General features: G+C 36.6%; 25 protein-coding genes, 1 tRNA gene and 1 riboswitch. Of the genes, 19 read left to right on the top strand and 7 right to left on the bottom strand.

Annotated elements, in window-relative coordinates; genetic code table 11:
- Window positions 1–323 precede the first annotated feature (323 nt).
- From trhO to ACFX40_RS14125, 6 genes are all read left to right on the top strand, one after another.
- Complete coding sequence (trhO, locus tag ACFX40_RS14150) at window positions 324–1,292, top strand: oxygen-dependent tRNA uridine(34) hydroxylase TrhO (RefSeq protein WP_028408480.1); 969 nt, start codon at window positions 324–326, stop codon at window positions 1,290–1,292.
- A 207-nt stretch (window positions 1,293–1,499) separates the two neighbouring features.
- Window positions 1,500–2,357: an SMP-30/gluconolactonase/LRE family protein gene (locus ACFX40_RS14145; protein ID WP_025751869.1), complete on the top strand. Its 858-nt coding sequence runs from the start codon at window positions 1,500–1,502 to the stop codon at window positions 2,355–2,357.
- Window positions 2,358–2,581: 224 nt separating this feature from the next.
- On the top strand, window positions 2,582–2,944 hold the full coding sequence (locus ACFX40_RS14140) for a group I truncated hemoglobin (RefSeq protein ID WP_081085230.1): 363 nt from the start codon (window positions 2,582–2,584) through the stop codon (window positions 2,942–2,944).
- A gap of 140 nt (window positions 2,945–3,084) precedes the next feature.
- Window positions 3,085–4,521, top strand: a complete 1,437-nt coding sequence (gene hpaB, locus ACFX40_RS14135) for a 4-hydroxyphenylacetate 3-monooxygenase, oxygenase component (protein WP_377255318.1) — start codon at window positions 3,085–3,087, stop codon at window positions 4,519–4,521.
- 148 nt (window positions 4,522–4,669) lie between these two features.
- Complete coding sequence (locus tag ACFX40_RS14130; protein ID WP_377255316.1) at window positions 4,670–5,476, top strand: DUF817 domain-containing protein; 807 nt, start codon at window positions 4,670–4,672, stop codon at window positions 5,474–5,476.
- A 55-nt stretch (window positions 5,477–5,531) separates the two neighbouring features.
- A complete protein-coding gene (locus ACFX40_RS14125) occupies window positions 5,532–6,092 on the top strand; it encodes a tubby C-terminal domain-like protein (RefSeq protein WP_377255314.1) in 561 nt (186 codons plus the stop codon).
- A gap of 30 nt (window positions 6,093–6,122) precedes the next feature.
- Here the strand turns inward: ACFX40_RS14125 and htpG are convergent, their stop codons facing one another.
- Window positions 6,123–8,000, bottom strand: a complete 1,878-nt coding sequence (gene htpG, locus ACFX40_RS14120; RefSeq protein WP_377255311.1) for a molecular chaperone HtpG — start codon at window positions 7,998–8,000, stop codon at window positions 6,123–6,125.
- Between the two features lie 211 nt (window positions 8,001–8,211).
- Window positions 8,212–8,290: riboswitch (ZMP/ZTP riboswitch) on the top strand.
- A 167-nt stretch (window positions 8,291–8,457) separates the two neighbouring features.
- On the opposite strand from htpG, the gene ACFX40_RS14115 reads away from it, so the two are divergent.
- The 4 genes from ACFX40_RS14115 (at window position 8,458) to ACFX40_RS14100 (ending at window position 12,022) form a co-directional block, all read left to right on the top strand.
- Window positions 8,458–9,657 (top strand): phosphoglycerate dehydrogenase, encoded by a 1,200-nt coding sequence (locus ACFX40_RS14115; RefSeq protein ID WP_057243561.1) that lies wholly within the window; start codon window positions 8,458–8,460, stop codon window positions 9,655–9,657.
- Window positions 9,658–9,790: 133 nt separating this feature from the next.
- Window positions 9,791–10,243, top strand: a complete 453-nt coding sequence (locus ACFX40_RS14110) for a hypothetical protein (protein WP_028408473.1) — start codon at window positions 9,791–9,793, stop codon at window positions 10,241–10,243.
- 278 nt (window positions 10,244–10,521) lie between these two features.
- Window positions 10,522–11,064, top strand: a complete 543-nt coding sequence (locus ACFX40_RS14105) for a DUF6143 family protein (RefSeq protein ID WP_050688904.1) — start codon at window positions 10,522–10,524, stop codon at window positions 11,062–11,064.
- An 808-nt stretch (window positions 11,065–11,872) separates the two neighbouring features.
- Window positions 11,873–12,022 (top strand): hypothetical protein, encoded by a 150-nt coding sequence (locus tag ACFX40_RS14100; RefSeq protein WP_013057122.1) that lies wholly within the window; start codon window positions 11,873–11,875, stop codon window positions 12,020–12,022.
- A 117-nt stretch (window positions 12,023–12,139) separates the two neighbouring features.
- On the opposite strand, the gene ACFX40_RS14095 is transcribed toward ACFX40_RS14100, so the two are convergent.
- Window positions 12,140–12,211 (bottom strand) — tRNA-Ala (locus tag ACFX40_RS14095).
- Window positions 12,212–12,317: 106 nt separating this feature from the next.
- Entirely contained in the window at window positions 12,318–12,866 is a 549-nt protein-coding gene (locus ACFX40_RS14090; RefSeq protein WP_060745598.1) for an HD domain-containing protein, read from the bottom strand.
- Window positions 12,867–13,091: 225 nt separating this feature from the next.
- On the opposite strand from ACFX40_RS14090, the gene ACFX40_RS14085 reads away from it, so the two are divergent.
- Window positions 13,092–14,393 (top strand): GH25 family lysozyme, encoded by a 1,302-nt coding sequence (locus ACFX40_RS14085; RefSeq protein WP_098331725.1) that lies wholly within the window; start codon window positions 13,092–13,094, stop codon window positions 14,391–14,393.
- A 181-nt stretch (window positions 14,394–14,574) separates the two neighbouring features.
- Window positions 14,575–14,805, top strand: coding sequence for a hypothetical protein (locus ACFX40_RS14080; RefSeq protein ID WP_016764194.1), 231 nt, complete (start codon window positions 14,575–14,577; stop codon window positions 14,803–14,805).
- A gap of 157 nt (window positions 14,806–14,962) precedes the next feature.
- On the opposite strand, the gene ACFX40_RS14075 is transcribed toward ACFX40_RS14080, so the two are convergent.
- On the bottom strand, window positions 14,963–15,862 hold the full coding sequence (locus tag ACFX40_RS14075; protein ID WP_098525035.1) for a DMT family transporter: 900 nt from the start codon (window positions 15,860–15,862) through the stop codon (window positions 14,963–14,965).
- Between the two features lie 136 nt (window positions 15,863–15,998).
- On the opposite strand from ACFX40_RS14075, the gene pdxR reads away from it, so the two are divergent.
- The 5 genes from pdxR (at window position 15,999) to ACFX40_RS14050 (ending at window position 22,154) form a co-directional block, all read left to right on the top strand.
- Window positions 15,999–17,432, top strand: coding sequence for a MocR-like pyridoxine biosynthesis transcription factor PdxR (pdxR, locus tag ACFX40_RS14070; protein ID WP_377255307.1), 1,434 nt, complete (start codon window positions 15,999–16,001; stop codon window positions 17,430–17,432).
- A 512-nt stretch (window positions 17,433–17,944) separates the two neighbouring features.
- Window positions 17,945–18,577 carry a hypothetical protein gene (locus ACFX40_RS14065; protein WP_098331728.1) on the top strand — a complete coding sequence of 211 codons (633 nt, stop codon included), beginning with the start codon at window positions 17,945–17,947 and terminating at the stop codon, window positions 18,575–18,577.
- Between the two features lie 138 nt (window positions 18,578–18,715).
- Complete coding sequence (locus ACFX40_RS14060) at window positions 18,716–19,561, top strand: DUF2971 domain-containing protein (protein ID WP_098331729.1); 846 nt, start codon at window positions 18,716–18,718, stop codon at window positions 19,559–19,561.
- Window positions 19,562–19,626: 65 nt separating this feature from the next.
- The gene (locus tag ACFX40_RS14055) at window positions 19,627–19,824 is read left to right on the top strand and encodes a ChaB family protein (RefSeq protein ID WP_013083246.1); all 198 of its coding nucleotides are present in this window, start codon (window positions 19,627–19,629) and stop codon (window positions 19,822–19,824) included.
- Window positions 19,825–20,219: 395 nt separating this feature from the next.
- Entirely contained in the window at window positions 20,220–22,154 is a 1,935-nt protein-coding gene (locus ACFX40_RS14050) for an alkyl/aryl-sulfatase (RefSeq protein WP_377255305.1), read from the top strand.
- A gap of 9 nt (window positions 22,155–22,163) precedes the next feature.
- On the opposite strand, the gene ACFX40_RS14045 is transcribed toward ACFX40_RS14050, so the two are convergent.
- On the bottom strand, window positions 22,164–22,319 hold the full coding sequence (locus tag ACFX40_RS14045) for a hypothetical protein (protein WP_169305162.1): 156 nt from the start codon (window positions 22,317–22,319) through the stop codon (window positions 22,164–22,166).
- Between the two features lie 198 nt (window positions 22,320–22,517).
- On the opposite strand from ACFX40_RS14045, the gene ACFX40_RS14040 reads away from it, so the two are divergent.
- Window positions 22,518–23,810: a Glu/Leu/Phe/Val family dehydrogenase gene (locus ACFX40_RS14040; protein ID WP_102812744.1), complete on the top strand. Its 1,293-nt coding sequence runs from the start codon at window positions 22,518–22,520 to the stop codon at window positions 23,808–23,810.
- Window positions 23,811–24,046: 236 nt separating this feature from the next.
- A complete protein-coding gene (locus ACFX40_RS14035) occupies window positions 24,047–24,607 on the top strand; it encodes a nitroreductase family protein (RefSeq protein ID WP_377255302.1) in 561 nt (186 codons plus the stop codon).
- 300 nt (window positions 24,608–24,907) lie between these two features.
- Here the strand turns inward: ACFX40_RS14035 and ACFX40_RS14030 are convergent, their stop codons facing one another.
- Together ACFX40_RS14030 and ACFX40_RS14025 are read right to left on the bottom strand one after the other, a co-directional pair.
- On the bottom strand, window positions 24,908–25,393 hold the full coding sequence (locus ACFX40_RS14030; RefSeq protein WP_063247971.1) for a hypothetical protein: 486 nt from the start codon (window positions 25,391–25,393) through the stop codon (window positions 24,908–24,910).
- 21 nt (window positions 25,394–25,414) lie between these two features.
- Window positions 25,415–25,828, bottom strand: a complete 414-nt coding sequence (locus ACFX40_RS14025) for a thiol-disulfide oxidoreductase DCC family protein (protein ID WP_060745590.1) — start codon at window positions 25,826–25,828, stop codon at window positions 25,415–25,417.
- Between the last annotated feature and the right edge of the window lie 164 nt (window positions 25,829–25,992).

Below are 25,992 nucleotides of genomic sequence, written 5' to 3'. Positions count from 1 at the left end.
CCAATTTCAAAGATTTATATCTCATCATGTATGCGCGGGAAAATTCAGGTAGAACGTATCGCGTCAATAAAATTTTTATTGAAGAACAAATCCTAGAAGTGGACGCTTTGATATGTTATACTATTACAGGCTTAAATACTGTATGTTTTTGAAACAATCATTCACTGTAATACTTTTTAGATAGAAGCATCCTCATAAAAAGGATGTTGTTTTTGTCGTAATGTACCTTTAAGTAATGAATTGTTACCATCAATTCGGTTCACAATAACCGACCTACATGCATTATATCTTGCAAATATAAACAGATAGGTGGAAGAAGCAACATGACTGAAAGAAAACCATATCAAGTACTACTATATTATTTGTACACTCCAATTGAAAATCCTGAAGAGTTCACAGCTCAGCACTTGGCATTTTGTAAAGAGCTTGAATTAAAAGGACGCATTTTAATTGCGGCTGAAGGGATCAATGGAACGGTATCAGGAACAGTTGAACAAACAGATAAATACATGGAAACGATGAAAAATGATCCTCGTTTTGAAGGTATTGTATTTAAAATAGACGAAGCAGATGAACATGCGTTCAAAAAAATGCACGTGCGTCACCGCAAAGAATTAGTAACTCTTCGATTAGAAGAAGATGTGAATCCTCTTCGGGTAACGGGTAATTACTTAAGCCCAAAAGAATTTCATCAAGCGATGCAAGATGAGAATACGGTCGTAATTGATGCACGAAACGATTATGAATACGATTTAGGTCATTTCCGAGGAGCTGTTCGTCCGGATATTCGAAACTTCCGTGAGCTTCCTGAATGGATTCGCGACAACAAAGATCAGTTTGAAGATAAAAAAATCTTAACTTATTGCACAGGCGGTATTCGTTGTGAAAAATTCTCTGGGTGGCTTCTTGAAGAAGGTTTTGAAGACGTAAGCCAGCTTCACGGAGGTATTGTCACATACGGAAAAGATCCTGAAGTACAAGGTGAACTATGGGACGGTCAGTGCTATGTGTTTGATGAGCGCATCAGCGTACCAGTTAACCAAAAAGAGCATGTGATTGTCGGAAAAGACCACTTTACCGGCGAGCCTTGTGAACGCTATGTTAACTGTGCAAACCCAGAATGCAATAAGAAAATCTTAGCTTCTGAAGAAAATGAACACAAATATTTACGTGCTTGCTCACATGAATGCCGAGTGAGCCCTCGTAACCGCTATGTAAAAGAACATGGTTTAACAGAAGAAGAGTTTGCAGCACGTGTTAAAGAGCTTGAAAAAGAACACGTAACTTTATAATAAAAAAAAGCAGCACGCTATACAAAGCGTGCTGCTTTTTTATGAAAAGATTCTCTTAGAACCTGGTGTTTAAAGAATGTCATACAACGGGTATTTATGAAAAAGGAAAGATATTCCTAACTTTTTCTATTTGTTTAAAAGAATGTTTTTTTGAGAAAGCGATTATAAAAAAATGATTGTACATAAAAACGAAAAAGGAGCTTGAAAATGGAAGCAAAAATTGAAAAAAAGTACGATGGCCGTTTGCTTGAAGGACCCCTATGGGATGAAGAAAATCAAAAATTAGTGTTAGTAGACATCTTAGATAAAAAGCTTCTTACGTACGATCCAAAAACGACAACCTTAGAAGATATTGCTCTTCCTTCAGTCGTTACAAGCGTTTCTAAAACCAATCATTCAAAATTGATTGTCTCTACCCGTAATCAGCTGCTTTTAGTTGATAAAAACAAAAAGAATCATGAAGAGTATATCCGTTTAGATACTCTTGAAAAAACCATGCGTTTTAATGACGGGAAATGTGATCCATATAATCGCTTTTGGATTGGAACGATGAGTGAAGAAGATGAAGAAGGAAAAGCCCAGCTTTACGTAGTAGATGAAAAAGGTGTCATTAAGAGCGCTAAAGAAGGATTAAGCGTGTCAAACGGGCTAGCTTGGAATCGAACAGGAGACAAATTCTTTCTGGTTGATTCACCGAAAAATAAAATTATGTCTTATTCATTTTCGAAAGAAACAACAAGGCTCGAAGATGAAAAAGTGGTGATTGACCTTTCGGACATGGACGGGTTTCCTGATGGAATGACAATTGATGAACACGATCGATTATGGGTAGCGCTTTGGGGAGGTTCGAAAGTCATTTGTGTAGATCCAGATAAAGGAGAAATTATAGAATCTATTCACCTTCCTGTTTCCAATGTAACCTGCTGTACATTTGGAGGAGACGATTTACAAACCTTATTTATCACCACAGCTAAGGAAGAAGAAAAATACGAAGAAGCCGCCGGCTCTCTTTTTTCATGCCGAGTAGGAGTAAAAGGCGTCCCTGCTTATACTTACGTATATTAGATAAGCGCTTGGAAAAATGTAATGATTCCTAAAGCCAAGTAACGAGAGATGTTACATACAGCTTCTACAATTCCTTTACGTTGTGTTCACTTCTTTACATTTTATTCTTTATGAGGAAGAGGAATAAAATATGGGGACAACGAATTTCCATAAAGAAGCCTTTTAAAGAATATGAACACTTCTATTAGGTAATAATGGGAAAAGGTACAAAAGGAGGAATTGTTTTGGAACAAACATTGTATGAAAAAGTGGGCGGACAAGAAGCTATTGACAAAGTAGTTGATTATTTTTATTCTGAACTCGTGTTAAAAGACGAAACGGTCAGTCACTTTTTCGAGCATACGGACATGGATAAACAGCGTCGACACCAAGCCAAGTTTATAAGTTTTGCCTTAGGTGGACCGAATCAATATTCAGGAAAGTCGATGGCCAAAGCACATGCAAATATGAATATTCAACCCGAACATTTTAATGCAATTGCTAAGCATCTTCACGATGCACTTGCTCACTTTAATGTTGAAGAGCCTGATATTGACCAAGCATTAAGTAAAGTTGAATCCCTAAGAAATGATATTCAATATAAATAAATCATAAAAAAGAAGGTTACTGTGACCTTCTTTTTTTTATGCTCAAAGCTGTGATGTATGAAGGAAACATGGAAAAGATATCGTAATATGATAAAAATGCAATAGGTGAAAATATTTATTGAAAGTCTGGGAGTGGGAGTATGTCAGCAATTAATGGGAAGCAATACGTAGAGAGAATTAATCAATTAAAAGCAAATGTATGGGTTGATGGCAAGCTCGTAACAGGCGATATATCAGAACATCCGGCTTTTAAAGGAGCCATTAACAGTCAAGCTAAGCTTTATGATCTTCAGCATGACAAAAAAATTAAAGATATCATGACATATCAATCTCCGGCTTCTAAAGAATTTGTTGGTACATCTTATTTACAGCCTAAAACAAAAGAAGAGTTAAAAAAAAGACGAGAGATGACCCAGCAATGGGCGCAATTAACCCATGGTATGATGGGAAGAAGTCCAGATTATATGAATACCGTATTAATGGCTTTTGCATCCTCTGCAGAACTCCTGAGAGGAACAGAAAACTGCTTTCCTGAAAACATCCTTTCTTATTATGAATATGTGAGAGAGCACGATTTATCGCTCACTCATACATTCATCGATCCTCAAGTCAATCGAATCCAATTTTATTATGAGCAAAACGACGAACCGATAGCAGCAAAAATAGTTGATAAAAACAATGAGGGAATCGTTATCCAAGGCGCGAAACTGCTTGCTACACAGGGCGGAATGACGGATGAGCTGCTCGTACTGTCTTCAGCGGGCATTCAAGGAAAAGAAAAAGGATTTGCTTTTTCGATTCCAAGTAATACAAAAGGAATTAAATTTATTTGTAGAGAATCATTTGCAGGAAAAGAATCGACGTTTGATTATCCATTAAGTTCTAGATTTGAAGAAATGGATACAGTTGTTGTTTTTGACCATGTATTAGTACCGTGGAACCGCGTTTTTTTCTATGAAAATGTAGACGTATCAAATACATTCCTTGCTTCTAGTTCCTTTTCAGCTTTTGCTCTGCATCAGGTAACTTCAAGGAGAGTTGTCAAAACAGAGTTTGTATTAGGGATTGTACAATCTCTGATTGAAACCATTAACATTACGGATTATCCGCATGTGCGAGAAAAAGCAACGGAGCTTATTATTGCTTTAGAAACAATGAAAGCTCTCGTGATGAAAGCAGAAGAAGAAGCGGAAATTGATCCATGGGGATACATGCGTCCGAATGAAACTACACTTCGTATTGCCGCAAATATATTTTCAAAAACATATCCTACCTTTACAGAGATTATCCAGCTTTTAGGTGCAAGCGGACTAATGGTAATACCAACAGAAAATACGTGCCGCTCATTGGTTAAAGAAGATATTACGCGTTATTTACAAGCTAAATCGAGAGGGGCAGAAGATCGAATTAAGCTTTTTCGACTAGCGTGGGATTTAACTATGAGTCCGTTTGGCACAAGAGAAACACTGTATGAACGTTTTTTCTTTGGAGAGCCTGTACAGTTAACCAGTTATCTGTACTTATCTTATGATAAAGAGCGCTATGTACAGAGAGTAACCGATTTTTTGAAAAGTTAACGGAGAAAACGAATCTCCGCTGGGTATGATAGTTTAGTTACCAAAACAGCGGAGATGCTTATTGAATAAATTTTAAAAATCTGCAATAATTTTCAAGGAATCATTTCTGTGAAAATACTAAGGAATACTATAAAGGTAGGATGTGACAATGAAGCAATTAATCTATTTTGGTTTAGAACAAGCAAAATCTTGTGTTTTTCCTATTATCATTTTTCTTACGTTGGCTATGACAAAAATAATTGAAGTACCGTTTATTTCTAGATATGACCTTATTCTATTAGTCTGTCTAGGAACTCAAGTTTTAATGGTAATGTTTAAACGAGAAACGCTTGATGAAGTAAAAGTCATCGCAGTATTTCATTTAATTGGACTAGCGTTAGAACTCTACAAAGTTCATATGGGCTCATGGAGCTATCCGGAAAAAGCTTTCACTAAAGTCTGGGGAGTTCCGCTGTACAGCGGATTTATGTATGCTAGTGTAGCCAGCTACATGTGCCAAGTGTGGAGAAGGCTTGAATTAAAGCTTACGAACTGGCCTTCTACATGGGTTGTCAGTATACTAAGTGCGGCTATTTACCTTAACTTTTTCACGCATCATTTTATTTACGACTTCCGCTGGTTTTTAAAACTTTTTACTTTACTTATTTTCTATCGAACTTTTGTATATTTTACAGTTAACAAACGTACATATCGCATGCCTTTAGTATTGTCTTTTGTACTGATTGGCTTTTTCATTTGGATCGCTGAAAATATCGCAACATTTTTCGGAGCATGGCAGTATCCAGATCAACAGCAGCAGTGGACAATGGTTCATATAAGTAAAATTAGCTCTTGGCTTCTTCTTGTGATTGTTAGTTTCTTGATTGTTGCTTTACTAAAGCATTTAAAAGAAAATCAAAGCCAATTTAAACAAAGAAAGAAATCAAAAGAAACAAACGAAATATATGAAAGATAGAAACATAACTATGTACACGCTGTTAATATGAAGTGCAGAACCTTTGGAGGCTTATATGCAAGAATATATTTTTTATCTTCCCTATTTTAAATCAGCGGGGAAGACCATAGCAGTTACAAATGAAAATGGAGAAAACGTCGGACAGCTTAAGAGAATGCATAAAAATATGTGGACGAAAAGTATTGATTTTTTAACTCGTGATGGACTTCCAGTGTTAGATTCTATTTCTTGGTTTCCTATCTTTTCCTGCGGCTTAAAGGTACATTTACAAGTTCAATGGGAAGGAAGAACGGTGTTTATTGATCACGTAAAAAAACACCGGTGGGTGATAAAAGAAAATGGAAAAACAGTGGGAGATCTATTAGGTAAAGGAATAATTAACAACGAAGGAGCACAAGAAATTAGATGGGAAAATAACGTCTACATGTTAAGCAGTCATGAAGCTGTAGAGGAAGCGTGTATTTTTAATCAAAAAAGAGAAAAAGTCGCAGAGTTTAAATCAGACCTTTTTCATTTTAAAGAAGGCAAACACTCAATAAGAGTAACAGAAGAACTGCCCGTACCCATTTTTATCGCTTCTTACTATATAACTACTTTTATTATGCCATACATATAATCAGGCGCAGAATCATTCTGCGCCTGATTTTTATATCATGATTTTACAAATATCATTTGTGAATTCAACGGGATCACTAATAGATAAACCTTCAATTAGAAGAGCTTGGTTATATAATAAATTTGTATAAAGGTCTAATTTCCCTTTATCATTTTCAAATGCATCTTTTAAAGAAGCGAATACATCATGATGTACGTTAATTTCTAACACTTTTTCTGCTTTTACATGCTGATTATCAGGCATAGCACTTAAAATTTTCTCCATTTCAATCGTTACTTCACCATCAGCTGATAAGCAAACGGGATGTGTTTTTAAACGTTTAGACGCGCGCACATCTCCTACTTTTCCCGCCAAAGCTTTTTTCATATAGTCAAATAGCTCTTTATTTTCTCTTTCCTCAGATTCATTGAGCTCTTCTTCTTCTGCTTCAATCCCTAAGTCACTGCTTGAAACAGATTTAAATTCTTTTTCTTCGTACGTCATTAACATTTTAATTGCAAATTCATCGATATCTTCTGTAAAATACAGAATTTCGTACCCTTTATCTGCAACCAATTCTGCTTGAGGAAGCTTTTCAATTCGGTCATACGATTCACCTGATGCATAATAGATATACTTTTGATCTTCAGGCATGCGCGATACATACTCATCTAGTGTTACGAGCTTTTTCTCTGTAGAAGAATAGAATAAAAGCAGGTCTTTTAATACGTCTTTGTTGCTGCCAAAGTCACTGTAAACGCCGTACTTCAACTGGCGGCCAAATGATTCATAAAACTTCTCGTACTTTTCACGTTCGTTTTTAAGCAAGCTTTTTAATTCATTTTTGATTTTCTTGCCGATGTTTTTGGCAATCAGCTGAAGCTGGCGGTCTTGCTGCAAAATTTCACGTGAAATATTAAGAGATAAATCTTCAGAATCTACCATACCTTTTACAAAGCTAAAGTAATCTGGAAGAAGATCTGCACATTTATTCATAATTAAGACGCCGTTTGAATACAGTTCAAGCCCTTTTTCAAATTCTTTTGAGTAGTAGTCAAACGGACTATTTTCTGGGATAAATAAAATGGCATTGTAGCGAATCGTTCCATCCACATTAATATGAAGGTGAGTGAGCGGTTTATCAAATCCGTAGCGCTTTTCTGAATAAAACTGCTCATAGTCTTCTGAAGTCAATTCATTTTTATTTTTCTTCCAGATCGGTACCATACTGTTGATAACTTGCTCTTCTGTATAATCTTCTAGCTCGTTATCAGCACCTTCTTTAGGACGTTTTTCCGTTATGTCCATTTTAATCGGGTAGCGGATAAAGTCTGAATACTTTTTAATGATCTCTTTTAAACGATACTCTTCTAGATACTCATCATATGTTTCATCTTCTGTATTTTCTTTAATTTTTAAAATAATTTGAGTCCCAACCGTTTCTTTTTCGCAAGGTTCGATTGTATAACCATCAGCACCGGTAGATTCCCATTTATAGGCTTCATCACTGCCTAACGCTTTACTAATCACCGTCACGACATCTGCCACCATGAACGCTGCGTAAAACCCAACGCCGAATTGGCCAATAATCGTGTGCCCGTCCTTTGTTTCATTTTCGTTTTTAAACGCAAGGGAACCACTTCGCGCAATTGTGCCCAAGCTGCTTTCAAGCTCTTCTTGCGTCATGCCAATTCCAGTATCCGTAATGGTTAAGGTACGGTTAGTTTTATGTGGTGTTACTTTTATGTAATAGCTTTCTTTGTTAAAACGCAAGGAGTCGTCTGTTAAGGCTTTGTAATAAATTTTATCGATTGCATCGCTTGAATTTGATAGAAGTTCTCTCAAAAATACTTCTTTTTGAGAATAGATGGAATTAATCATCATCTCTAATAATCGCTTTGATTCGGCTTTGAATTCTTTTTTTGACATAAGAAGTTCTCCTTTCCAAATAGGGCTTATAAAATAATTAGCACTTGAGTGGATAGAGTGCTAATCACTCTTTTTATTTAACATGTATTAGGATATTTGTCAATATATTAGGAGATTCGCTAAAGAGATTAAAAATTAGACTGAAAAAAGCAAACTTTTAAAAAAAAGGTTGAACGTTCTGAAAGAGTTTGCTAGAATATACTTAATTTCAAAGACTATATGTGACTGGCGAAACGCGGATAACCGTGAGGAAGCATATAGTGACGTAGCCGTTCGCCTGGGCAGAGGTAAGGGATTAATACATATCTCTTACCTCTTTCTGTTTAGGGGGAGAGGATATAGAAGTTATCACACATGTAGGTTGAAAAACCAGACTTTTTAAAAAATTAAAATTAAGTTCCTTTATCCAAAGGTAAAAACATGTAAAACTACGATGATAATCAGAGGAGAGTACAAAATGAGCACATTAACATTAGAAAAAGTACAAACAATCAAAACATTAAACAACATTGCACAAAAAGGTCTAAATGTTTTTAATCAAGAAGGTTATCAAATTGACAACGACAGCGAAAATCCAGATGCGATTGTCGTGCGTAGCTTTAACATGCACAGCATGACATTTGACCAAAATTTAAAAGCTATTGCACGAGCTGGAGCAGGGGTTAATAATATACCGGTGGACGCTTGCACGGAGCAAGGTATCGTTGTATTTAATACGCCAGGAGCTAATGCAAACGCAGTAAAAGAAATGGTTTTAACTACAATTATGGCTTCTTCTCGTAACTTATTTGCTGGAGTTGAATGGACAAAAGGATTAGATGGCCAAGGTGATCAAATTCCTAAATTAGTTGAAGCAGGTAAAAAACAGTTTGTTGGAAAAGAAATCAAAGGTAAAACGTTAGGCGTTATTGGTTTAGGTGCAATTGGTGCTCTTGTAGCAAACGATGCGCTTGATTTAGATATGGACGTAATTGGTTTTGATCCATTCATTTCTGTTAATACAGCTTGGAATTTGTCTCGCAACGTACAGCGTGCAATGTCTCTAGAAGAACTATTTGCAGCATCTGACTATATTACGGTTCACGTTCCATTAACGGACGATACAAAAGGTGTTTTCAATAAAGAAACGTTTAGCATCATGAAACCTGATGTTCATATTTTGAACTTCTCACGCGGTGAGCTTGTAAACGAAGAAGATATGAAAGCTGCTCTTGAAAGTGGAAAAGTTGGACGATACATTACAGATTTCCCAAATCAAAATGTCTTGAACATGAAAAATGTTGTGCCAATTCCTCATCTAGGGGCATCAACTCAAGAATCAGAAGAAAACTGTGCGGTAATGGCAGCACGTCAAGTGAAAAATTTCTTAGAAACTGGAAACGTTAAAAACTCAGTGAACTTCCCGAATGCATCTCTTCCTTACACTGGGAAAAAACGCGTAGCTGCTTTCCATCACAACGTGCCGAATATGGTAGGACAACTTACGCAAGTATTCTCAAACTACAATTTAAACATCGCAGATATGGTGAACAGAAGCCGCGGTGAATATGCGTATACAATGATCGATATTGACAATCAAGTAAGTGACGAGATTGTGCCTGAGCTAGAAGAAAAAATTGGTCAAATTGAAGGAATTATTACAAGTCGTATTATCTAATTTGGTTACCATCATATTCTAGTGTTGCAGCCCTAACTTAGAAAAGTTAGGGCTGTTTTTACATAGTGTTTATCTTCATATCATTTCCTTCATTCCCATAGCATATATAAATACCTTTAAAGAGGTGAACGTTTTGTCAGGAGAACTGATCGGAATTTTGATAGGGTCGCTCATCGCGCTGGCAGGAACATTCATTACGTCTGTCGTAGCCATAGTGATGTCGAAAGAGCAATACAAGCAAGAGCTTCGCAAAGCATTTATCCAAAAGAAAGTTGATGCCTATACCCATGTGTGTCAAGTTATTCTAGCTATAAAAAACGATTTACTTACAAAAACTGTTTCTTCAGCCGGATTAAACTGGACGGCTCAATCTATTAACAAACTAGCAGATGTGTGTATTACGGAAGGGCTATGGATCGATGAAGAAGACAGCAAAAAGCTGGAGGTTCTGCAGAAGCAGCTTTCAAAATTTGTATTTGATGAAATAGAACTGTCTAGACATGATATTCTCACAGTCTGTTATGAAATTATTGAATATTGTGAAAAAAAGGTAAGGATTCTTCATTTTATGACTACAAAAGAATAGGTGATTACTACTTTAAGAAGTGATAGTAGAAGTATTAAAATAGCATCGAAGTATAAAGTCAAAAAAACAATCCGTTTATACACCAGCAGTCAACGAGGGCATTAGGAAGGTAAAGGCCAAGAGGGAATTTTATTTTGTAAAAGCGATAGGAAAAGATAGGCTCAGTACCGGGTCTATCTTTTTGCGTTTATATAAAGAGTAAATATATTTATATATGCATGTGTCCAAGCATTTATAGAAAAACCTCATAAAATATAGTACAGAAAGGAGATGATTGTATGTCAAATTACGAGTCGAGTAAACCTTATATTAAAGCTGTTAATATACCTAATCCTTTATATCAATCTTTAAAAGGAGACTATTTTGTTGGACAAACTGAGCCTATTCGTTTTGGTGGAAATAGAAATGCTTGGGGCGGGTTAGTTAACCCTTCCGGCTCCGGAGTAGATTTATTTGTGAATGCTTTTACTATCACTAACTATTCCAACGAACCTTTTACTGCTGAAATTTGGTTTAACTCTATCCCGCCTGGAAAAGGAACAACTTCAGATAATGTGAGTCCAGCAAATACTACAATACGTTCAAAACCAAAAGGGAAAATTAAATTTGCAGAAATGGTAAAAGGCTTTCCTACTAAAGGGGTAAACGTATTTAACCGTGTTGTTCCGCCGAAAAGTACATTAGTAAGTGATGAAGACGGCAAATTTATCTTTCCAAACAACGGTTCATACGTTATTTTCTTAGTTTCTCCGGGAAACAAAGAAATTGAAGCTGAAATTGCATATGGATGGTTCGAGAAAAAACGTAAAAAGGACTGTTAACTAAATAGGTCTTAACGATTGTATAAGCAGTGTATGAGCTATTTCATATTTCATACAGTTCTTAACAAACAGTAAGTGTCTATGAAAAGAACTTTGCAGCAAAATACAAAGTTCTTTTTTTATAGCTTGCGTTTTTTCGTTCAATTGTGGATATAACTAAAGAAAAACAAAGCAAGCAAAAGGATAATTCCAACTACACAAGCCATTTGAATGGTATTTAAGGATGTTGATAACTAAGGGATTAAAGCGATAATACATAAAACTAAGCTACCTAGTACAATGGCAAAACGAATAACAAAAACGACTGTTATAGAACGAATGCCACATACAGCTGATATACTAATCACTTCTTTGTAGAATTAAGTAACCTTTTCGTCCAGGGTATAAGCATGCTTAACATCTCACGTTAATGTCTACATTCACATTATCTTAAGTTTCAATTCATACTGGCTTCATATAAATTAATCATACTGAATGTATTAATAAAAGATATGAGGTGGGACAATGTTAAACAAGCTTTTTAAACTATTTACAACAGAAACCGAGATATCTAAAGATAAAGAAGTAGATCTCCACGAAGAGAACGATTTTACCGAAGTTTGTGATGATTATTTCATTATAGATGAGTACTAGAAACCCTATAAAACGCTGCAAAATTGAAAGAATTGATTGAGTATATCTGTATAACCAGTAATTGTACAAGGGTCGTAAAGGTATACTTTTACGGCGAATTAATATTGATGAATTGCTTTTTACGTGAAACAATGTGAAAAAAATGGGCATCCTAGAAGCAAAAGGAGGGGATAGAATGGGCAAAGAACCAAATGATGAAACAAGTGAAGGGCTGAATCAGCTTTTTGAAATCATCAATGCAAAAGGCGACGAGGGCGAACTTAGAGAAATTGTAAGCAGGAGCAGTGAAAAAAATAATCATAAAAACCATGAGGATCAATCGTAAAAAGAAAATAAAAAACCTCTTCATGGAAATCATGAAGAGGTCAGATGAAATAGTATTGCAACCATTCCATTCTGCAGAGTTTTAAAGTGTTTTAAACTCTTGATGCGACTGGTTTTATGGAACTGATGGGATTCGAACCCACGACCCCTTGTCTGCCAGACAAGTATTCTCCCACTGAACTACAGTCCCGATTATGTAGAGTCTTTATTGCGTGTTGACTCTACTATATTTTAATACGTATGCCGCGCGTTCGCAATAGTTATTTTCAGTGTTTTCTAATTTCTTCATATGAATATTAACTTCTAAAAAAATCATTTACTTCTTGTTTGTACGTATAAAAAAAACTTGGAATTTGGCTTGGTTCCAATCCTTTTGCAGCGTATTTGCTGATGGATTCGTAGTACCATTTCTGCTTTTCGAATCCTCTTTTAAAGCTATTCCAAATCGTATCTCCTTGCTGATCGTAGCTTTCTTTTAAAGACCGTAAATTGTCTAATTTATCTGCTACAATTAAAGATTTCACTTCAAGAGAACCAGTTTTCACAATTTGAATTGTATGCTGTTTACGTTCTTCCCAGCTTTTTGATTTATTTTCTGTATGAGCTTCAACAATCCCCGCTACCTCTAAACCAAATCTTTGTACAATTTCTTCGAGTGTTACACTTGTATCTTCTACAGCATCATGCAGATAAGCTGCTGCAATTACTTCTTCACTAAAACCCGCTTTTTCTAAAATATTACCTACGTTAATAGGGTGAACAATATAAGGTTTATCGGACAGTTTGCGCATTTGGCCGCTATGAGCGTGTTCTGCATATCTACGTGCTTCTTTTATTAAAGACATCATATTCCTCCACTTTTTATTCAGTATATCTTCATATTATTAGTATAAACGAATATAGCTTTCCTCACTTTATAAAATTGCACAAATTCATTTCTTATAATAAGGGAAGGCTACCAAAATCCCTTCATATTGTAGTTTTTTTATAAAGCCTAATATCTATTTAATAGGCCTGTATCAGTTGCCATTTCCTTTTTTATTCATAGTTTGTATGAAGGAGTGATAGCAATGCAAAACCGTAATAATCAAAATATTAAGGTCATTGATGTTTCTCATCACAACGGAACAATTGATTGGGCAAAAGTGGCGTCGGATGGTGTAAAAGGCGCGTATATTAAATTAACAGAAGGTACAACCTTCTTAGATAAAAAATCATATGATAATTATATAGGTGCAAAAAATGCAGGTCTACGTGTAGGCTTTTATCACTTTGCTCATGCTGATAATGATCCCATTGCAGAAGTTAATTTCTTTTTAAATAAATTAGGCAGCATGAAGGTTGATTTGCCTCATTGCTTAGATTTGGAAGAAAATAAAGGGAAAACAAAAGCGCAGGTCACAGCCTTTGCAGTTAGATGGATGGAGTATATTGAAAGGAAAACAAGCATTACGCCTATTCTTTACACGGGGTATAGTTTTATTAAATCCAATTTTACAAGCGCTGTGGCAAGATATCCGCTATGGATAGCTCGTTACAGTGGAAGTAACCGCTCTAAGGGATTTGCTAACCCAGGTGATACGGCGATTTGGGATAGATGGTCTATGTTTCAATATACAGATCAAGGAAAAGTAAACGGGATTAAAGGCAATGTTGATATCAATGAAATGGACCTGGATTTCTTTAATAGTATTAATACGGGCGTGACGGTGGTGGAAAATAATAAGCCATCAGCACAATTGCAGCAAGGTGATAGCGGACTAGCTGTAAAAGAACTGCAGCAAAACTTAATTAAATTAGGATTTGAACTTTCCCAGCAAGGAACCGATGGTCAATATGGCAGCGAAACTGTTGCAGCTGTTAAAGCTCTTCAAGAAAAGTATGGATTAACGTCAACTGGAAAAGCTGATGAGAAAACATTAGCTAAAATAATGGAATTGCTTAAGGGTGTAAGCAATTCTGTCGAAGAATCATTACCAAAGGTTACTTCACTCGGAGATAAATATTCTTTTCAAGTAAAAGCGAAGAAGGATATTGGAGTCTACAAATATGCGAATATAACAGAGAATTTTAGAACTATAAAAAAAGGCACGGTATTTAGTGTATATGGCTATACGAATGCAGCATGGGCTGTTCCAGGCGGATTTGTGCAAATGAAAGACGTAGAACCTATCCCAATTACAATTAAAACAGGCGGATTAAGTAAAAATATGGAAACAGAGTTTCGTGCTTTCTTAAAAAATGAAGGAATCGACAGTGAATTACACGTACATGCAATAGGTAATCCGTCCGCTGAACTTACCGCAGCTGGGCTAGATTTTGTAAAAGTTAAACAGTTTTTAGATAAAAAAGGCTGGTACTACAAGCAATAAACTCCCGCTCCGAAGAGCGGGGGTTTATTTTGGTATTTTGTAAAAAAAGAATAGCAGAGATGAATTAAGTAATTAAAATATGTTCTAAATAACAAAGTAGGTGATAACAAAAAAGTTTCTATGTATAGTTCACCTCTAACAGTCATATTTTTAGTCAACGGCTCATGGAGGGTGAATGAATATGAAAAATACGCAGATTCGAATTGAAACACTATCCTATCACTATGAAAGTATTATGGTGAATGATGAAGTAGAGCGTGCGATAAAAAGTATCGAAGTGACGTATCGAGCATATAAACATAACCACGTTTTAAACGGACATGTAGTACTTTCAGGAGAAGAGATTTACGATCTTCAGCAGCTGACTCACGCAGTGGCTGGGAAAATAAAAGCGGAATTAGAAACTACATAAAAAAGCGCCTTTCTTTAATCTTGGTTTAAGATTTAAAGAAAGGCGCTTTTTTATTAATTGTTAATTAAACTGCAAAAAGAAGAAATTAAAGTATGTTCTAAATAAAATATATAAATAAAAAACATAGCCTCTAAGACAATTCCTTAAAGCATACACATTATCTTTGCATTGTGAACTTTGTCTCTTTTACCACTACTTTTCTTTTACTATGTGTAAGCAACACGCCGCATAACGTAATGATGCTTCCCACAATGGAAGCTGCACTCGGGATATCTTTTAAAAGCAGCCACGCTAAGAAAAAGGACAGCGCAGGAGTTAAGTAAAGAGAAATGGCAGCCTCAGCAGAACCTATACGCGATGTCAGATAAGCGAGTACCATATAGGGAATAACGGTTGGAAATAATCCTAAATATGTCACGCTTATCGCTGATCTGACAGAGATATGTGCAAGTTCTGTTTCTAACCCAGGTAAAAAAACAAGCATAGAAATTGTAGCCCCCCAAATACTGTACGTCACAAAAGAAAGAAAACCATACTTTTTTAATAAATTTTTTTGACATACTATATAGATGCTTTCTGCAAGGGCAGCTAGCAGAATCAGTAAGATTCCATTAATTGAGTGTACAAAGTTCTCTTTGCTGAAGGTTAAAAGTGCAATACCTGCAAAGCTTACTGCAGATCCAATCCATTTTCTTTTTCCGAACTCCTCCTGAAAAAGAAAAATAGCTAAAAGCGAAGAAAAAATAGGAGTAGTCGAGACCAGTAAACTCGCAATACCCGCACTCACCGTTTTTTCTCCAATGTTTAATGCCGTGTGATATACGGTAAAACCTAAAAAACCGAGTGCTAAAAGAAGTGGAATATCTTTTATATCAGGCAAGCGCATGCGTGTACCTATTGCAATAACTAACAGTACTAAAGAAGCAATACTTAACCGAACAAAAGCAAGGTGCTGAGGAGAAAACGATTCCAGCCCTATTTGAATAACTGGAAATGCTGAAGCCCATAAGCTAATCATCAGTATATGTAAGAACACCAGACTAAACGTTAATTTCATGCCTATTCATCTCCATTTTTCATTTTGAATCCAACCAGTATCTATTGTGGTTCCCATGTTAATAAACATTTGATAAAATGTCTTCAACCAGTTTAAAAGCAATTAACCCAACCACTTTAAAAACAGGAGTAAATGTATGAATCAAGGAAACAGTTCAAGTTATCCAAAATACAAACACATCATTGATTTTATGAAAGAGAAAATTGCGCGTGGAGAATGGCCGATTGGAAGTAAAATTCCTAGTCAGCGAAAGCTTGCTGCTATGTTCGATGTTAACCGAAGTACGGTCATCACGGCATTAGAGGAATTAACAGCGGACGGTTTAATTGAAGGTAAGATGGGAAAGGGAACAATCGTTATAAATAATACATGGACACTTTTGGCTACGACTCCGCCCGATTGGAATGTTCATGTGAAATCAGGTATGCATCGTCCGAGTCAAGCAATGGTACAAGATATTAATGAATCCGAATTTAACTCAAACCTTATTCAATTAAGCAAAGGAGAGCTTTCACCTGACATATTCCCTAAAGATAAAATGAAATACGCTATGGAAAAAGTAGCAAAAAACATGGAGGTTCTGGGATACGAAGAACCAAAGGGATATTTTCCTTTACGAAAAGAGTTAAGTGCGTATATGAAAACAATGGGTATTGAATCTTCTCCAGATTCTATTTTAATTGTTTCCGGCGCTCTTCAAGCTCTTCAGCTTATTTCAATTGGACTGCTGCAAAAGAACTCTTCGGTTTTGCTAGAAAAACCTTCTTATCTATACTCCTTACATGTATTTCAATCAGCGGGAATGAAACTCAAAGGTCTTTCTATGGATGAGGAAGGAATAAAAGTAACAGCTATAAAACGCGCCGACCCTCAAGAAGGGCAAGCTATTTTATATACAAATCCATGTTTTCATAACCCAACGGGAACATTAATGTCACAAAAAAGGCGTTACGATTTGCTGAAAGAATGTGAGGAACATCAGCTTCCTATTATTGAAGATGATTTATACCGCGAATTATGGCTAAATAAACAGCCTCCGTTGCCATTAAAGGCTTTAGATAGAAATGGACACGTGTTATATGTTAGCAGTCTTTCTAAAACATTAAGCCCGGGATTACGTATCGGATGGATAGTCGGCCCAGAACCAGTCATTGAGCGTTTGGCGGATATTAAAATGCAAACGGATTATGGATCTAGCTCATTGTCTCAAAGAGTGGCAGCAGAATGGTTTAAAAATGGCTTATATCAACAGCATATGGAAACGGTACGAACCGAATTGCGAACAAGAAGAAAAGTTATGCTGAATGCTTTAGAAACATATGCAGGAGATGTAGCGACATGGACGAATCCTGAAGGAGGCTTTTTTATATGGGTGCATATTCAACCTTCTATTTCAATGAAATCTTTATACTCTCGTGCTTTAAAAAGAGGGATATTGCTTAATTCCGGAAGTATCTATGCACAAGAAACCGGCAGTTATCTCCGGCTTTCTTACGCCTATGCCTCTTTACCAGATATCGATAGAAGCATTAAAATTCTTGCTGAACTTATTCGGGAATTGCAAGTATAGTAAAAAAAGGAGTAGTGGATTACCCACTATTCCTTTTTGCTTGTATCAAACTCTTCTTCCTATAAAAAACTCCAAGTAACAACTGACTATATATTACCGTCTATAAATCCATGTTATTTTTTATGATAAAAATAAGTTAAGAAGACTTTTAATTTGCTTTCTGTACGTTTTACATGTAAATCGTGAATGGTTTTAACTACGTAATCATTATCAAACATTTCCAACACCTCAATTATCGTTAAGTTTCCTGTTTGTTATAGTTTATGAAATAATCAGACGCATATCATCCGCCATCAGCTGTAACTTTGCGGTTCATCTTTTACAACTAAAGGCTGAAACGTACGCTCATAATTGAACGCACGAATAACAGGATATGCAAAAAAATGAAAAGTGTGCACGTTTTGTTTAAAAAAGGCTATATCTAAAAAAAAGAAAATTGTCACACACATTTATGAATATGTATCTACTAAGTAAGAAGACTTTTTTAGTTGGTGGGATTGAAGGTGAAAAAGATGGATGAATTATTTAAAGATCTTGATGTGTACAGAACGCAAGAAGAAATGAAGCAGTATTTTGAACATACGCAGCAAATGATTCATCAAAACAGAGAATATATAAAATTAGCCCGACTTAAAAAAGGGCGTTTCAAAAAGTTTTTTGAAGAGTTTTATCCGCTTTATTGCTTCAGCCAATCTTCCTATTGTCCGAGGAATTCAAAATTGAAGCTTATTATTGGAAGTCAAGGATACGACGGATTAATTCTTCAGCCGGATGGTACTGAAAAACGAATTGAAATTACTTCTTACAAAGATGGGAAACTGGAATTTGAAGATGCACAGAGGGTCAATTCAGGAAATTTTGCTCTACCCCGTATCCAGACGGAAGGTTCTGTAGAAGAGTATATAGAAAAAGTGCTAGAAAACATCCAAAAAAAGAGCAAAAAAGATTACAGTGGAGCATCCATTCTATTTGTTGTACACACATTTCATTATTTTGAAGCCTGCGGAAAAAGTTCAGCTGCCTTTATTCGTACCTTAAAAAAAGAAATGAAGAATACTGATTTTCGAGCGGATAAAATTTATTTATTGGAATTAAATCAGCCAGAAAGTGAAAGTGTTAAGCAAAACATTCATTTCATTAAATAAGAAGACACGCTGCAGATGTTGAGGCGTGTCTTCTTTTCTGATAACAGAACTCTCTTAATACAGGTGGATAATTTTGAAAATTACAACAATTAAGTGCTATAATTCAAGTATGAATATGCATTCAGAGGAGGAAAACCAATGGATTTAGCTTATAGAGATAAAGCTTACGAATATGCCAAAAGATTCGAATCTAGCTATGACGATTATGATGAACGCTATAAGGTGCACAATAATCCGACGGTGTGGCGATTTATGCCGCTGTCTGATTTTCAAGATTTACTGGAAACCAATGCGCTTTTTTTCGCAAAACCTGATGCATTTTCGGACCCTCTTGAAGGATGCTCTTCAATGTGGAACATAGAAGAGTTAAGAAAAAAAGGCGAACGTCATAACCGTACCTCTAGAACCTATATAAGAAAAATCCATGAATTTTCTGCTGTTTCATCCTGGCATATCAATGATTACGAAGCCGCTGGAATGTGGGATCTATATTTAAAGGGGAATGATGGCGTAGCTATTAAAACCACCTATGAAAATTTATTGTGCAGTATTAAAGATTTACGCTATAAAATCTTCTCTGGAAAAGTGCAGTACATAGACTTCCAAAAAGAAATGGTCAGTCATTCTGTATATGACACGTTATTTTACAAGCGCAAATCCTATCAGCATGAAAATGAATTGAGGCTTGTTATTGTAGCAAGTCGCATACACGCTTGGAAGCTGCAAAAGCTATTCGAAATTCAAGGTATTTCCGCAAATCAATGGCAAAAACGAATGGATATCCTTGAAAAAAGATCGTATGATTTTTCTCACGAGCATGGTAACCTCCTTACATGTAATTTACATCAGCTGATCAATGAAATTTACGTATCACCAAGAAGTGCTCAAAGCTGCGTAGATGAAGTAAAAGCCCTTGCTAAAAAACACGGACTCGCTTATAAAAAGGTCACTCAGTCCGACTTGTATAAGGACTATATTTATTAAATGTTTATGTTATTTGAAAACAGGTAAATCAGTAGTAAAAGATGTTTTCAAGGAGGAATACTATCATGCCTTACAATTCATTAAAAGAACTGCCGGATGGAGTAAGAGATAATCTTCCTCATCATGCTCAGGAAATTTATAAAGAAGCATTCAATTCGGCAAGTGATGAATACAAAGAAGAAGCTACCGCTCACAAAGTCGCTTGGAACGCGGTGAAAACGAAGTACAAAAAAGATGATAATGACAACTGGGTGAAAAAATAGAGACAAAAGAACCTAACCATAATGGATTTATTATTTTTTGAAAAAATCTCCCAATTAGGTTTCAATTATTTTTTCGAGGGTACACACTCTATGTAAGGCCAATACAAGAAAGGAGAGACTGTACACATGCATTGTTTTACAGCGACTTCAAGAAACGTATTGAGCACCTTAGAAGGAAGATTTGTTTTGATTACAAAAGGCACATTGGTAAACAATCGTTATACTAAGTGCTAGGCTGTCTAATTCAGACAGAATACTCGACTATTCAAACATAACATTCAGTATAAAAAAGAAGATGCGTGCTAAGCGCATCTTCTTTTTTGTTAACTCTATTTTCCCTCCTTTTTTGTACTTCGTCTCATTTTTACGCATAAAGTAATAAAAAGGAGGGGGTTATGCTGTGTGATTATGAACAGGAGTTAACGATTCACCGAAAAGATGCTACTCAAAAGACTGCAGCGACTAATGCTGATACTTATAAAAACATAGACTGGGAACAAGTGAAATTAGAACAAAATCTTGCGGATTACCAGGCTCTTGTACGCGTACCTTTCCCTCTGATTTTCAAAAAAAATCAGCTGTATCCTGTATGGGATTTAAGAAAGTACGCTTTTTTATTTGAACAATCTACACCTGCTACTGTCCACCCTAAACTGTGGGAACAAGGAAAATTAAATGTACAAGCCGGCTTATATCAAGTAACTGAAAATATCTTTCAAGTCAGAGGCTTTGATATGGCTAATATTACATTTGTTAAAGGAAAAACGGGATGGATTGTTATTGATTGCTTGACGTCAAAAGAAACAGCAGAAGAAGCACTTAAACTAGTAAACCAGCACTGCGGGAAGCGTCCTGTTAGAGCCGTTATCTTCTCACATTCACATATAGACCATTACGGTGGAGTTTTAGGAGTATTACCTGACTCAACACAAAATAAAACTAGTAAAGTTTATGCTCCTGCTGGGTTTATGGATGCGGTTATCGATGAAAACGTCACGGCAGCCACAGCAATGACACGAAGAAGTCAATATATGTACGGTATTCAACTGCGACGCGATGAAAAAGGCCTAATTGACAACGGTATCGGAAAAGAAATTTCATTTGGAACAATCACGCTTATTAAAGGAATAGAAGAAATTCGTCCTTCCGAACCTCATTCTTATGTAAGTAAGAAAATTGACGGCGTCTCATTTCGGTTTCAGCTTACGCCAGGAACGGAAGCGCCTGCTGAAATGAACATCTATATTCCTAGTGAAAATTCTCTGTGTATTGCAGAAAACTGTACGGCCACTCAGCACAACCTCTATACGCTCAGAGGAGCAAAAGTAAGAGACGCAGCAGCATGGTCAAGATACTTGCAGCAAGCAATCGATTTATTTGGCCAAGAGCTAACAACTGTATTTGGGGTACATAATTGGCCAAGGTTCGGAAACGAGTCGTGTATTACCTATATCGAAAACCAACGAGATGTTTATCAATATATTCATGATCAGACATTAAGGCTCATGAATCAAGGATATACCATTGATCACGTCGGCCGAATGATGAAGCTGCCAGAAATCCTATCTCACGAGTGGTATACCAACGGTTTTTATGGAACGGTTAACCACAACGCAAAAGCGGTTTATCAGCGCTATATGGGCTGGTATAACAGCAATCCTGTAGATTTAAATAAACTGTTTCCTGAAGAGTCAGCTAAGAAGTATGTAGAGTATATGGGCGGAGCGGACAACATTGTCAAAAAAGCGCAGTGCTGTTTTCAACAAGGCGACTACCAATGGGTAGCTGAAGTGACCAAACAAGTTATTTATGCTGATCCTCACCATGTGAAGGCAAAACTTTTATGTGCAGACGCGCTTGAACAGTTAGGGTATACAGCTGAATCTGGCCCTTGGCGAAATGAATATTTAACAGGAGCCAAAGAACTTCGTTTAGGTAATATACCGCTTCCTGCCAACATTATCACAAAAGAAGTATGGGATACACTTCCTTTAAAAAATATTTTAGAACTATTTAGCATTCGCGTAGATGGATTAAAAGCAGGTGCATGTAACTATCGTATATTGTTTGTGATACCCGATCGTAATGAAGTAGCTCTTACAGAACTTAAGCATGGAATCTTTAGGTATCTTGGAGATACGCGAAGGAAAGCTGAGGTGACGGTAACGATGTGGCAAGATACCTTATATCGACTCACAACTACAAATGATCACTCTTATAGCTCGGTCCTATTTGTTCAAGGAGATAAATCGAAATGGGATTTCTTTTTGTCTTGTCAGGATTCTATCGATCCAAACTTTAATATTGTGACACCTGTTTCTAAAAAATAAAGTACCTGATTACAGCTCAGAAAGCACATCGTTGATTTTCTGTTCAAAGCAGCTGTCGCATGTGAAGATTTCTTTTTCTTGAAAAGATGTTAGCCTTTCTCCGCAGATGGAACAGCATTCTATACAGTGATTGTTTGGTTCTTGTTCTTTTCTTTCATGTAACATAGCACTTTCCTCCTTTGTAGTATAAATAGTTTGTCTTATTTCTTTAAGTATATACTAATATCAGCCTATGCAGGGAATATAAGGCTTGCTAATGCAGATTATTTATAATATAAAAGCGTTGTAAAGGAGCGGAAATTGGCACAGGAATTGCATGTTAAATCGTTGAGGAAATTCAATGATTAATATGGGGTGAACAGAATGTCTATTACAAAAACAGCTAGTGAATTAAAAAAAGAACAGCAGCAAGAACAGGAATCACTTAATTTATTTTTATCTACTCAAACAGTTATTCAAGAAGCGCTTCAAAAGCTGGGCTATGGTGAAGAAGTGTACCATTTATTGAAAGAACCGCTGCGCATGATGACGGTTCGCATTCCGGTTAAAATGGATAACGGATCGGTAAAAGTCTTCACTGGCTACCGCTCTCAGCATAATGATGCTGTTGGGCCTACTAAAGGAGGCGTACGCTTTCATCCTGAAGTAAATGAAGAGGAAGTGAAGGCATTATCCATTTGGATGAGTTTAAAATGCGGGATTGTCGACCTTCCGTACGGCGGCGGTAAAGGCGGAATTGTATGTGATCCAAGAAACATGTCTTTTGGTGAACTAGAACGACTCAGCCGCGGCTATGTAAGAGCCATCAGTCAAATAGTTGGGCCTACTAAAGATATTCCTGCACCGGATGTCTATACAAATTCTCAAATCATGGCGTGGATGATGGATGAATACAGCCGACTGCGTGAGTTCGATTCTCCTGGTTTTATTACCGGAAAACCTATCGTACTCGGAGGATCTCAAGGACGCGAAACTGCAACGGCTAAAGGAGTAACCATTTGTATAGAAGAAGCTGTTAAAAAGAAAAACCTTAACTTGCAAGAAGCACGGATTATTATTCAAGGCTTCGGAAATGCCGGCAGTTTTCTTGCTAAGTTCATGCATGATGCAGGAGCAAAAGTAATTGGCATTTCAGATGCATACGGAGCTCTTTATGATCCGCTTGGTCTTGATATTGATTACCTGCTTGATCGACGCGATAGTTTTGGTACGGTAACGAATTTATTTACCAATGTGATGACAAACGAAGAGCTATTAGAAAAAGAATGTGATATTTTAGTGCCCGCAGCCATTTCGAATCAAATTACGGTTCGCAACGCTCATCGCATTAAAGCTTCTATTGTAGTAGAAGCAGCGAACGGACCGACTACGCTTGAAGCTACGCGCATTTTAGATGAAAAAGGCGTACTTTTAGTGCCAGATATTTTAGCGAGTGCTGGAGGCGTAACGGTTTCATACTTCGAATGGGTGCAAAATAATCAAGGCTACTACTGGTCTGAAGAAGAAGTGGCTTACAAGTTACGCAAGGTAATGGTGGATTCATTTGAAACGGTCTATCAAATCTCTCAAGAAAATAACGTAGACATGAGACTTGCTGCTTACATGGCAGGAATCAAAAAATCAGCTGAAGCTTCCCGTTTCCGCGGCTGGGTATAAGATAAAAAAACGATTTGGGCTCTATATTCCAAATCGTTTTTTTTATCTGCTGTAACTGCCAAATAATTAAAAGAAAACCTGCTAAAAAAACAAACACGCTTAAAAAATTGGCATATTTATCGCGACCCGAATAAGGGCAAAACAATTGACAGTGAGAATGATTTTCAATTATTCTATATATAAGATATATACATACCTATACTAATAAATTAAATGTAGAAAAGGAGACAGAAAGCATGAGCGTATTAGATATTATTAAAGCTAGAAGAACGATTGGGGCCATGCAAGACAAAGACGTATCAGAAGATGCTATTAACCTTATGTTAGAAGCCGGCACTTGGGCTCCTAATCATAAAAAGACAGAGCCTTGGAAGTTCCGCGTGTTTACAGGGGATTCACGCGTTCATTTAGGAGACGAAATGGAACGTATTATGAAGCAAAAAACTGCTCACTTAAGTGAAGAAGAAGCGTTGAAAAAAACAACAAAAGCAAAAAAAGGACCGCTTCGCGCTCCTGTCATTATTGCTGTAGCAGTAAGCCCTTCTGGAAAAGTGCCTGAAATTGAAGAAATCTCTGCCGTAGCGGCAAGCATACAAAATATGCTATTAGTAGCGGAAGAACAAGGTCTGGCTACAATTTGGAGAACCGGTGAAATTGTCTATCAGTCAGAACTGAATGACTTTTTATCTCTAGAAGACGGAGATAAGCTCTTAGGCTTAATTTACGTCGGCCACCCTAATAAAGAAGCTTCATCAAAACGTATTCCATATCAAGATAAAACGATTTGGTATCGTTAAAAGGTTATTCCCATGTTTCTATAAATAAAAGGCAGCAGCTCAACTTATGAGCTGCTGCCTTTTTTATTGTTTTTGAAAAGTGGCATAAAGAAATTTAATGCCACCATGCAGCGGCATCAATTTGCACTTTTATGGGTTTACCTGCAGCAGTTCTTTTTAGTATCTTATCGCGAACTTCTCTGGTTTCCGTAACTACTAGTCAAAGCAAAATAGGAATTGTCTGTGTTCAGTCTTCTTTGCGAAGACCAAAATAATAAGTACACGCCAAACCGAAGATAATGGGCGGCAAAAGAAAGACGATCATTTAACGGTCACCTTCCTTTCGGATGATTGAACGTCTACTTTCTGCGTTGGGGTAGCAGTGTTGACAAAGAAGATGCCTTTTAACTTTGAGTATTCCATCAATACTAATAGCAAACTCATCGCAAGAAGCGGAACACACACCACTTTGGCAGGAATGTTGAAACAATAGTTAAGGACGGTGATGTTGGCAATAATGGGGAGAAAAATAATGTTCCCTAGTGTCGCGGTACGCGGAATCACCAATAACAACGCAGCTAATAATTCGCCAGTGGCAATAAAATAGTTGTAGAAATCAGAATACCCAAAGAAATACCACGCCAGTTTCATCGCAGAATCTTTTGTTGAATCAAACACGAAATCGCCTGTTATAAATTGTCCTGGGTAGATTTTGGCCATTCCATAAATAAGAAACGTAATAGCCATGGTCCACCTTAGGGTCGCAAGAATACTTAAACGAAATTTCTCTTTTGTTGATAAACGCATTGTTTTCCTCCATTTGTATGCTTAGTCCAAAAATCGCATTTTGGCTTCAGGGGTCGGCAACATACATGACGTTTGTTTTCCAAACCACTTATACCGATTACGTGCAATGAAACGATAGAGCAGGTTTCGAATGAACGAGGGAACCACTTGGAAACACGCCATTAGTTGAATGGGTCCTCGAAGCTGGCGGACAATATGTAGGATAGCTGTAGACTCTGTGTAAAGATTCCCGTTCATAAGAAGAATAACCGAGTGAAGTGGTGGATGCTCATGGTTATGCTTACGCAGCAAGGTTCCCGCAGTATCAGATTGAAGCGACGCAAAACGAAATAGAGCACGTGGATCTCGTTTGATAACAAACTGTACCCATCCGTTGCAAAGGTTGCAAACACCATCAAATAGAATAATAGGATGGTGTGATGGATTTGGCGGCATGACGTTTCTCTCCTTCCTTTTTTATGAATATTTACTAAAATAAGTATAATTGTTTACGTGTGGGACTACAAGACATAAGGGTAAAAGTAGAAATGTTTTATGTGAGTTCAAGTGAATTTAAGCAAGAAAACAGAGTCAAATACAACACTGTTTTTGTTTGAATT

Source organism: Priestia sp. YIM B13552 (assembly GCF_042787775.1).
In the GTDB taxonomy this organism is placed as follows: Bacteria; Bacillota; Bacilli; order Bacillales; family Bacillaceae_H; genus Priestia; species Priestia megaterium_E.
This window is presented reverse-complemented; position numbering and strand designations above follow the sequence as displayed.